The 8,885-nt window shown below is 59.6% G+C and carries 10 protein-coding genes, 1 tRNA gene and 2 pseudogenes; 8 read left to right on the forward strand and 5 right to left on the reverse strand.

All coding sequences use genetic code 11. The features are described from left to right. Together ACTHL0_RS25735 and ACTHL0_RS25740 are read left to right on the forward strand one after the other, a co-directional pair. The coding region (locus ACTHL0_RS25735) for a sigma-70 family RNA polymerase sigma factor (RefSeq protein ID WP_440569899.1) at window positions 1-609 on the forward strand (609 nt) is incomplete at its 5' end. A gap of 208 nt (window positions 610-817) precedes the next feature. Next, window positions 818-905: transfer RNA gene (locus tag ACTHL0_RS25740), tRNA-Ile, on the forward strand. 435 nt (window positions 906-1,340) lie between these two features. On the opposite strand, the gene ACTHL0_RS25745 is transcribed toward ACTHL0_RS25740, so the two are convergent. Further along, window positions 1,341-1,784 (reverse strand): DUF6130 family protein, encoded by a 444-nt coding sequence (locus tag ACTHL0_RS25745; protein ID WP_440569900.1) that lies wholly within the window; start codon window positions 1,782-1,784, stop codon window positions 1,341-1,343. Window positions 1,785-1,937: 153 nt separating this feature from the next. On the opposite strand from ACTHL0_RS25745, the gene ACTHL0_RS25750 reads away from it, so the two are divergent. Continuing rightward, window positions 1,938-2,519 (forward strand): TetR/AcrR family transcriptional regulator, encoded by a 582-nt coding sequence (locus ACTHL0_RS25750; protein ID WP_440569906.1) that lies wholly within the window; start codon window positions 1,938-1,940, stop codon window positions 2,517-2,519. Window positions 2,520-2,697: 178 nt separating this feature from the next. Here ACTHL0_RS25750 and ACTHL0_RS25755 read toward each other — a convergent pair whose 3' ends face one another. Continuing rightward, complete coding sequence (locus ACTHL0_RS25755) at window positions 2,698-3,999, reverse strand: MATE family efflux transporter (protein ID WP_440569907.1); 1,302 nt, start codon at window positions 3,997-3,999, stop codon at window positions 2,698-2,700. Window positions 4,000-4,626: 627 nt separating this feature from the next. Here ACTHL0_RS25755 and ACTHL0_RS25760 point away from each other — a divergent pair. After that, window positions 4,627-4,788 carry a hypothetical protein gene (locus ACTHL0_RS25760; protein ID WP_440569901.1) on the forward strand — a complete coding sequence of 54 codons (162 nt, stop codon included), beginning with the start codon at window positions 4,627-4,629 and terminating at the stop codon, window positions 4,786-4,788. Then, entirely contained in the window at window positions 4,788-4,988 is a 201-nt protein-coding gene (locus ACTHL0_RS25765; protein ID WP_440569908.1) for a hypothetical protein, read from the forward strand. Before ACTHL0_RS25760 ends, ACTHL0_RS25765 begins: the two co-directional genes overlap by 1 nt. A 95-nt stretch (window positions 4,989-5,083) precedes the next feature. Here the strand turns inward: ACTHL0_RS25765 and ACTHL0_RS25770 are convergent, their stop codons facing one another. The 3 genes and pseudogenes from ACTHL0_RS25770 to ACTHL0_RS25780 form a co-directional block, all read right to left on the reverse strand. Further along, the gene (locus ACTHL0_RS25770) at window positions 5,084-5,440 is read right to left on the reverse strand and encodes a hypothetical protein (protein ID WP_440569902.1); all 357 of its coding nucleotides are present in this window, start codon (window positions 5,438-5,440) and stop codon (window positions 5,084-5,086) included. A 158-nt stretch (window positions 5,441-5,598) separates the two neighbouring features. After that, window positions 5,599-5,921 (reverse strand): annotated as a pseudogene (locus ACTHL0_RS25775) (DUF3313 domain-containing protein); the annotation flags it as partial. Window positions 5,922-6,054: 133 nt separating this feature from the next. After that, a pseudogene (locus ACTHL0_RS25780) lies at window positions 6,055-6,237 on the reverse strand (N-acetyltransferase family protein); the annotation flags it as partial. A gap of 134 nt (window positions 6,238-6,371) precedes the next feature. Between ACTHL0_RS25780 and ACTHL0_RS25785 the strand changes: the two are divergent. From ACTHL0_RS25785 to ACTHL0_RS25795, 3 genes are all read left to right on the forward strand, one after another. Beyond that, the gene (locus tag ACTHL0_RS25785; protein WP_440569903.1) at window positions 6,372-6,800 is read left to right on the forward strand and encodes a hypothetical protein; all 429 of its coding nucleotides are present in this window, start codon (window positions 6,372-6,374) and stop codon (window positions 6,798-6,800) included. A 244-nt stretch (window positions 6,801-7,044) separates the two neighbouring features. Beyond that, window positions 7,045-7,992 (forward strand): SAM-dependent methyltransferase, encoded by a 948-nt coding sequence (locus ACTHL0_RS25790; RefSeq protein WP_440569904.1) that lies wholly within the window; start codon window positions 7,045-7,047, stop codon window positions 7,990-7,992. Between the two features lie 278 nt (window positions 7,993-8,270). After that, window positions 8,271-8,885, forward strand: a 615-nt coding sequence (locus ACTHL0_RS25795) for a hypothetical protein (RefSeq protein WP_440569905.1), incomplete at its 3' end; no start/stop codon positions are given.

The following is an 8,885-nucleotide window of genomic DNA, read 5'->3' on the forward strand; positions in this document are numbered from 1 at the left end:
ATGAAGGCCGTGGACAAGTTCGAATATCGCCGTGGCTACAAGTTCTCGACGTACGCGACGTGGTGGATTCGCCAGGCCATTACGCGTTCGATCGCGGACCAGGCGCGCACGATCCGTATTCCGGTTCACATGATCGAAACGATCAACAAGATGAACCGCATCTCGCGGCAGATCCTGCAGGAAACCGGTCTCGAGCCGGATCCGGCAACGCTCGCCGAGAAGATGGAGATGCCGGAAGACAAGATCCGCAAGATCATGAAGATCGCGAAGGAGCCGATCTCCATGGAAACGCCGATCGGCGATGACGACGATTCGCACCTGGGCGATTTCATCGAGGATTCGAATACGGTGGCTCCGTCGGATGCCGCGTTGCACGCGAGCATGCGCGATGTCGTGAAGGACGTGCTCGATTCGTTGACGCCGCGCGAAGCGAAGGTGCTGCGCATGCGTTTCGGTATCGAAATGAGCACGGATCACACGCTCGAGGAAGTGGGCAAGCAGTTCGACGTGACGCGCGAGCGAATCCGTCAGATCGAGGCGAAGGCGCTGCGCAAGCTGCGTCACCCGAGCCGGTCGGATAAGCTGAAGTCGTTCCTGGAAGGGAATTGATCCGTCGGATCGGTTGAGTAGGGTGATAGGGCCCGGCTTGATGCCGGGCCTTTTTGTAGTGGCTGTACTCCATTCGCGATTATTGAGCTTTTGCCGTTTGCATGTGATGGCATTAGCCGATAGACTCGCAATCTTTCCGCGAAGCCCCGTCGATCGCGGATATCAATAGCGCCGCAAGTATCAGAACTTCAAAACTGTGGCGCGTGACGGGCCGGACGCCGTGCTGGTTGCAGGCAGCGGACTCATAATCCGCCTCCGAAAGGACACCGTGGGTTCGACTCCCACCCGGCCCACCATTCAAAGAGTTTCAGGGAAGTCCAAAGCGCTCGGTTTGGGGCATCTTTGTTGGTGCCCTGGAGGCGCGTATTGCTTCGCTTCTCGGCGTTTCCGAGGAGGGCTGTCTCATTCCGGGAAGACGGGCAACCTTATCCACCGATATCCGCTACCGCAGCGTTGGCGATCGAGACGAGGGTCGACCTCATCCAGGCAGGGGCCCGAACGGCCGATGAGGCCAAAGTTTTTTTGTCGCTGGCCGAAAGCCGACGCGCGGCAACCTGCACGACATCGGCTGCCCGCACGGGGCCGACATGGCGGAGAGCCTGCACGACCGTACCGGCGGCACTGCCGGGTGCGATCAAGTGCTTTGGCGAGGCGTGACGAAGATCGACAACGCGCTTTCCCAGCAGCGGATAGATGCCGAGTGCGAGCACCCGTATGACGCTAACACGTGGTCAATGTGCCGGCGCATGTCCGCCGCTATCCGCAGGCGGTGCGACCGTAAACGTAACGAGTTGCCGATCGAGCACGTGGTGCACCGGATCGGCCAGTTCGAGCTGGACCGTATGTGGCCCCGGAGCAAGACCTTGAACGACGACCGGTTCATTGGACACATGAACCCAGTGCCACGACGCGTTATCCACGGTCACATGTAGATGCCCGATACTCGGCTGCACCGCGACCGCCGCCTCCCCATATACCGGCAGCAACCGGATGTTCTGGGTATGGAACCGAATGATCGCCGCGTGTTGAACGACGGCCCCGTTTGGCGGCGCGTCGACGACAAGCCGCGGTGCGCCAGCCACATCGGTAGGTTGAGGCGATTGGTCCGCATGGACCGGCGATGCAATCAATAGCGCGACTGCGCACGACACGAGTCCGAGTTTGGCGATCGTCATGTTATTGTCCTAATCTAATGTAATCACAGATTACATTCGCGCTCGACGGGTGTCAACGGTGGACCGATACAGTAAGCTGATGCCATTTATCGCAGGAGGTCATTGTTGGTCCAAGCATCCCGCCCGTATCATCATGGCGCGCTAAAGGAGGCGTTGGTCGAAGCCGCGGTCGCGCTGATCGAAGAAGGCGGCATCGAGGCGGTTTCCGTACGGGAGGCAGCCAAGCGGGTCGGCGTATCGCCAGGCGCTCCGTTCCGCCATTTCGAGTCGAAGACTGCGTTGCTGACAGCGGTCGCGACCGAGGCGATGGCACGGCTTACCCGCCATATTGAACAGGCTCTCGCCGACGCGGCCGATGCAACGCCGCTGGAACAATATCGCGTGCTCGGTTATGCATTTCTCGCTTGGGCTTTCGGCAATCCCACCCATTTCGAAGTCATTTCCACGCGGGCGGTGATCGACTTCGAAGCCTCGGGGCTGTTGGCGGCCAACAATCGCATACGGGACCGCATGCTGCAGCTGTTAAAGGAAGCCGTTGCCAGGCGGGAAATCATGAGCGTTTCGGCCGAGGACGCGATGCTTGCAACACGCGCGCTGGCTTACGGCCTCGCACGGATGTATATCGACGGGCAGATGCCGAGCTGGGGTATCGAACCGCAGGCGGCCCTGCAAACGGCACGTCGGCTGCTGGATATGCAGATTGACGCGCTGCGCAGGCCACGACGCGGCGATTGAAACGCCGGGCACCGTTCTCGCTCGCGTTCGGCAGCCGTTGCCTCCCGGCGAAGCGCACGGCTTCCTCTTCATAGTCCGTCAGGGGCCCGACTCGAATGCCGGACGCGACGGGCCATACGTCGAGCAAGCCGAGCATGAATCTCTGCATCGCCCTACAGTCATCGAGTGCCTCGACGAATCACATCGCTTGCTGTACCGAAGCGGGCCGAATGGCGGCAGTGATCCGTGGCAAAAAAGGCAGCAGTGTCAAACCACGTACGCCCATGAAAATCAGTAGCGCGAGCCAGAGGCCATGATTGCCCCAAATGTCGACGAGTACCCAGGAGGCGCAGAAAAATAAGGCCCCGGAGATTGCCATGGTCTGCATGAGTTCGCGTGTCCGCGTGGCACCGATGAATACGCCGTCCAACAAAAATCCTCCCGCCGAAGCGACCGGCAACATCGCGACCCAGGGCAAGAACGTTCGCGCGGCCGCCCGCACTGCGGGTTGATCGGTCAGCTCGTTGATCACCCATGTGCCTGCGCACCCGTAGACCAACGCGAAACCGAAGGCACCCACCGCTGACCAGACCAGGTTCACTTTGACGGCTTCCCGGAATGCGGATTGATCGCGAGTCCCAATCGCCGCACCAACCAATGCCTCGGTCGCGTGAGCGAAGCCATCCAGCCCATAGGCCATGAAGGTCTGGAAGTTGAGCAGCACTGCATTGGCAGCGAGAACCGTATCGCCCTGCGTTGCGCCAAGGTGAGCAAACCAGGCAAACGAACTGAGCAGCAAGACCGTTCGCAAAAAAATGTCGCGGTTCATTCCCACGATCTTATTCAGCGATTTTGCGTCAGATACGGTGCGCCACGCCAGCGGAGGCAGCCCGCGCGGCCGCACATGCCAAAGCACCCCTATACCGAAGGCGAAGCCGATAACATCGGCGGTGGCTGTCGCCGCGCCGATTCCCGCGAGGCCCCAGCCAAATGCATAGACGTAGGTGACTACAGCCACCACGTTCACAGCATTGATCAACACCTGAGAAAGCAGCGCGATGCGCGGGCGTTGCGCACCCAGGAGGTAGCCGAGCACGACGTAGTTGCCGAGGGCGAACGGCGCCGAAAGAATGCGTGCATGGCAGTAGATGCGTGCATTGTGTTGCACGGCATCACTGCCGCCGATGAGCTGGACCACATGTCCAATCAATGGCGCTTGTACGACAAGAATCCCGCCGCCGATCGCGATGGCCAGCAGTAGCGCGCGCACGATATCGGCCCGCAACGCATCCATGTTACGAGCCCCAAACGCTTGGGCGACGAGTCCTGTCGTTCCCATGCGCAAGAAGCCGAAACTCCAGAACACGAAACTGAAGAAAAGACCACCGAGGGCGACGCCTCCCAGATCGGCGGCGCTGCCCAAATGGCCTGCAACCGCTGTATCGACGGCGCCGAGGATCGGTTGGGTGAGGTTCGCAAGAACGATCGGAATCGCCAGCATCAGCACGCGTCGATGCCAACCCCCTTCAGGCGGAAGCGCAGAATCAATGCTCAACTTTGCTCCCTGACACGCACAAGCTTCGGATCGTCACATCGATATCCTTGCCTCATTGGTTCATCAACGACAAACGTCGCATCGATGGACGATACCTGATCGGCAGGGTCTTAAAAAGATCCAAGATAATTTTCTGCATAAGGCCATTCAATGCGGCACGCTTTCCTCCGACGCTTGACTGCGGCAAGAACGCGCCGCGGCCAGCCAACGTTTTCTGGCTTTGAATGATCGGAGGAAGCGGGAGACGAACAAACCATAGCAGCCTGTATGCATATACAGTATCATCTGTTGTCGCGCTGTCGACGAGCGAGCAGCGTGCATGCTCGGTTGTTTCAGGAAAGCCGCCGAAGCGAAATGATCCGGTTCGCCTTGGATGTAGGAGATGAGATGTTGCGTGTTCTGTGTTTGATGTTGCTGGCAGGAGCTTCCGTCGCCCACGCAGGGGAACACTACCGCGAGGTGTGGAACCCGCCAGAGGCTGGGCACGTACAGCGCCCGCAGCACAAAGCTAGCCATAAGCCGGCGGCGGGCCGCCTGTCGGCAAAGCGTTCGACGAAAACGAAGCCCGCCCGCGTGAATACCTCCGTCGCAAAGCCGGCCAAGCGCGAGCATGCCGGCCGCGCAGTACGCATCCACGCTGGCGCGCGCGTGCAGAACCTACCGCCGCTGCGGGCACATAAGGGTAGTGTGCTGCGCGTCGACTCGAACGGCGCCAGGCCGGAGATCGTTCAATGATGGACGCAGAGATCTACAAAGGCTATGCGATTTGGGGGCACGCTATCCGGCAAGGCCACGTATATGCGGCCAGCGGCACCGTTACCCGCGATAGCAAGCTCGTTGAAACATCGGGCGTGTTGGGCAACTTCGAAAGCGAAGACGAGGCGCAGTTCGTCGGCCTCAATTGGTGCCGCGCCTGGGTGGACAGCCACGGCTGAGGGCAGCCGGATCTTACTCGTGAGCAGGCCTTTGCCCGTTCAGGTATCTCTGCGATGCGAGCCACGCCGGCAAACCGTAAGTCGTCAGGACGACGCTAGACGGCCGCAAACACCACCGCCCCTTGCCGGTTTACCTCGGTGAAGAACCGCATGAATCGGTACGTTTCCCCGTTGATGCTCAGTTCGTTGAGGCCGGACTCCGTGGATTCGAGAATGGCGTCGGCGAGGTTGTTCTGAATCACGCCGCACTTGGGCAGTTGCTCATCCAACACGGTTTCGTTGCCGACATAGAGCGTGCAGGTGCCGCTGCTTCGGCTTCTCACCATGACCAAGTGGCCGCCTTTATCCAGAGCAAGCTCCATGTACTCGCACAACGTTGCCATTGCTTCCACGCTTGATGCGAGCTGATGTCCAGACGTCGAGCCCATCGCGTCCCCCGGTTTTTTGAGCATCCGTTAGCCATCCTACTCCACCGGAGTCTCGTCGGGGGACGGTCGGCATCGAATACGGTGGTCGACCCGATGTGCATCGCTCCGATGACTCATATATGATGCGCAACCGCGCACGGGGCAAAAGCTGCAACGGGCGCGATTAGGCGGGTCGAGCCGTTTTAATGAAGCTGCTCGACCAGCGCGTCGGCGCCCTTGTCGATGCCGGTCTTGGCCGCACCCAACGATCCGAACGCCGCTACGAGGTTCATCAGATTCGGATATTGCTTCGACACGTATGCTTTCAGCAGGCGGCCGTTGCCGCTGTCATAGACTTCCACGGCATAGGAAACCGAGCCGCTGAATGCACCTTGTCCGCCGCGGACGGACTGCACGCCGTTATACAGATTGCCCGCAGATCAAAATGCATGAACTGTCCAACCAGCAGTTTAGTTTTCTCTGCACCGGTTAACGTCAACTTCACGCGCAGTGTGTTCGGCCCCGCCTGCCAGCACGGGCAGCGGAGTATTTTCTGCCTGCCGGGAATGACTGTCAACGCGAGATGTAGTTAATCGATCATATTTGAGCGATTAATCCCCATATCCCTCAATAATTGACTGTTAATGATGCCCTGACTTGCCGTCCTCGTCTACCACGACGAGGACCGGATAACCTGCCTGGCTTCGGTCATTCAACCACTTCACGCGGTTGGCGACGTCGACGATGGTCTCGTTCCAAATTGCAGTCGTGTTCGCAACGGCGTCGTTGTAGATGGCGGTCACGGCATCCATGTCCGCGGCGACAGCATCACGGATCAACATCGTTTCCTCACTTGGAAGTCATTTCCCATTAGGCGCACTTAAGTCTACTATGTTGCGCTTGTTCGCCGCTGATAGTCATTGCCAGCGTAGCGAAGTACTGCGACCTTATCCTTTCCATTTCAAACGACAAAAATATGAGCCACATTCCGCCCCAGAAATCGAATAGCAATAGCCATCTGCCGCTTGCGGATCATTCAGAGGATGTCGGCGTGGATCATATTGAGTGGTCTGAGCAGGATCGCGCGGGCCAAGGGCAAGCGGCGGCGATGAAGCCCGCCCTTCGGGGGGCAATCGCAATTGGCTGGATAGCTGTCGTGGTTGGTGTTATCGCGTCGTGGCGAGGGACCGAGGACGGCTGGATGGGGCCCGATAGCACCGGGAATTTTTTCGCGCTGTTGGGCGCTGGTGTAGTGGCTTTGGCGGCTGCTGTACTAGCGACGAGGGGCAAACAACGCGCGCAGGCGTTTTCTCTTTTTCTCGCAAGCGCTGTGCTCCTGGCTGCGCTGGTCATCATATTCCTGGCGCTCGGAGCGGCGTATGCCGCCATGGGGAGTGGCGGGTGACGAAGGTCGATGTGAACATCGGCGAGCATAAGGGGCGTTGAGCCGATGCCTCGGCCCTTTCAACTCGCCCTCAGCACCTTGCGATGGCCTTCACGCTTGGGCGGACAGCAGTCCTGTCCTTTTACCGCCTGCAAACATAGCCCGAGCTAATTCCGTTTGTGCGGTTTAGCTCACTCGTTAGAGATGGTTAAACTTTATATTCGGTTTGCGCTATCCTACGCGCTTTCCTTTTAAGGATTTATCGATGACCGAATCCGCCAGCTCGCCGTCTATCAGTGACAGCCGCCTGATCTCTCATTCGATGTCCGACGCAGTGACCGATGATGCATTGCGCGAGGCCGCCGCAGCACGCATTCGTGCCGCGGGCGATCTGCCCGGCGCGAGCGTCGATCGTCAGCTCGCGCTGCTGGACGCACTCGCGCAAACGGAACTTGGCCGTTTCCTGTTGCGTCACCGCGGTCTCGATGCGGCCTGGACGCAACGTCTCGTTTCGCACAAGCCGGGCAGCGCGGCGTCTGTCGCGTTGACCGGGATCGAAAAGGATCTTTACGAGCGGCTGCCGGCAACGTGTGCAACGCGCGAGCGCTATGGTATCTTCCGCCGCGAATTGCAGGCACTACTGCGTTCGGGGGCGACGCTCGCATCGGTGCCTTGCGGGTTAATGGGCGATCTGCTGTCGCTCGATTATCGTCAATACGACGATGTGTCGTTGATCGGGATCGATCTTGATGCGGCTGCACTCGCTCAAGTCAAGGCTCTGACTTCCGAACGCGAGCCGAACCCGCGGGTCACACTGTCATGTGAGGATGCCTGGGCGTTGTCGCTCGACGGCCGTGCCGACGTATTGACGAGCAACGGCCTGAACATCTACGAACCGGATGACGCGCGCGTGACGGATCTTTATCGGTCGTTCCTGCGCGCGCTCAAGCCGGGCGGCACCCTGGTGACGAGTTTTCTCACGCCTCCGCCCACGCTTTCGGCCGAATCGCCGTGGAACATGGAACGGGTCGATCCGGCCGCGCTCGCATTGCAATTCGTGCTGTTTGTCCGGATCGTCGACGTACGCTGGAGCGCGTTCCGCACTCACGAACAGACTCGCCGTCAATTGGAGGAGGCGGGTTTCGCAGAAATCCGTTTCGTTGACGATTCAGCCAGGATGTTCCCGACCGTCATCGCGAAGCGGCCGGGCTGAGCAAACGAGTAACCGAAGTCCACGTATCGCAGTGGGGCTGATGACGCCGCCATTCAGCGATATGTTTCGGCGACGTCCCCGCGATTTCGCCGTGACACGCTAGCCGGCTAGCCTTAGCCCGCTATCTTGGGAATGAAGCTGCCTGCGCGTTCCGTGCTGGCAGCTTTGACCGCTCGTTCCGCACACCAAGCGTTCCGGACTGCTGCCGCCACTCGTGCTGAGTCGGCGCGAAGCATCCGCGCTGGGCATGACGTCGAGCCCTCCCAGGACATCCGAAGATGAAAATCACCTTCAAGGAAGGTGGCGATTTTCAAGTCGAAAATCGTCGCGACGATCAAGCCCACAGTCATGAGGCAATAACCGCGAAGGCCGCTAGCCGTTACGGCGAGCAGCCTGTGTACTTCAGTGCGCTTAAGCACGGCAGTTTTTCGAATTTTGAGCACTCGCCGGACTACGACGTGTCAAAGTCGCAGATCAGAAAGAGTCTCGATACGCTGCGGCAATTCCTCGGCAGGAAGCAGAGCACCGAAAACCAGGTCGCATCGGCTCAGATCGACGAGTTCGGTAAGCGCGTAGAGTCGGGCTCGGGCGGCTTCTTTTCCACACGCGTCGCACTCGCGCATGGGAAGGGCAAGGAGTCCCTTGAACAACTTGCCTTCGGTATCGAGAACCCCGAAATCAAGGAGGAGGCACGCGAGGTTGTGCTCAGGAACCTTGCGCCGGAGTTGATCGTCTGCGCCGATGGCGCGATCGACCAGCTCGGCCGCCGAGCACGGGAACTCGATCTGCTGAGCGCGGGCGGATTGAAATTCAACGCCAGGTCTCAATGGGAAAGGATGCTGTCGCAGGCGATCCTCGACTTCACGCAGGAGCGCTTCGGGACGAGGCCGAAC

Source organism: Trinickia sp. (genome assembly GCF_051961175.1).
In the GTDB taxonomy this organism is placed as follows: Bacteria; Pseudomonadota; Gammaproteobacteria; order Burkholderiales; family Burkholderiaceae; genus Trinickia.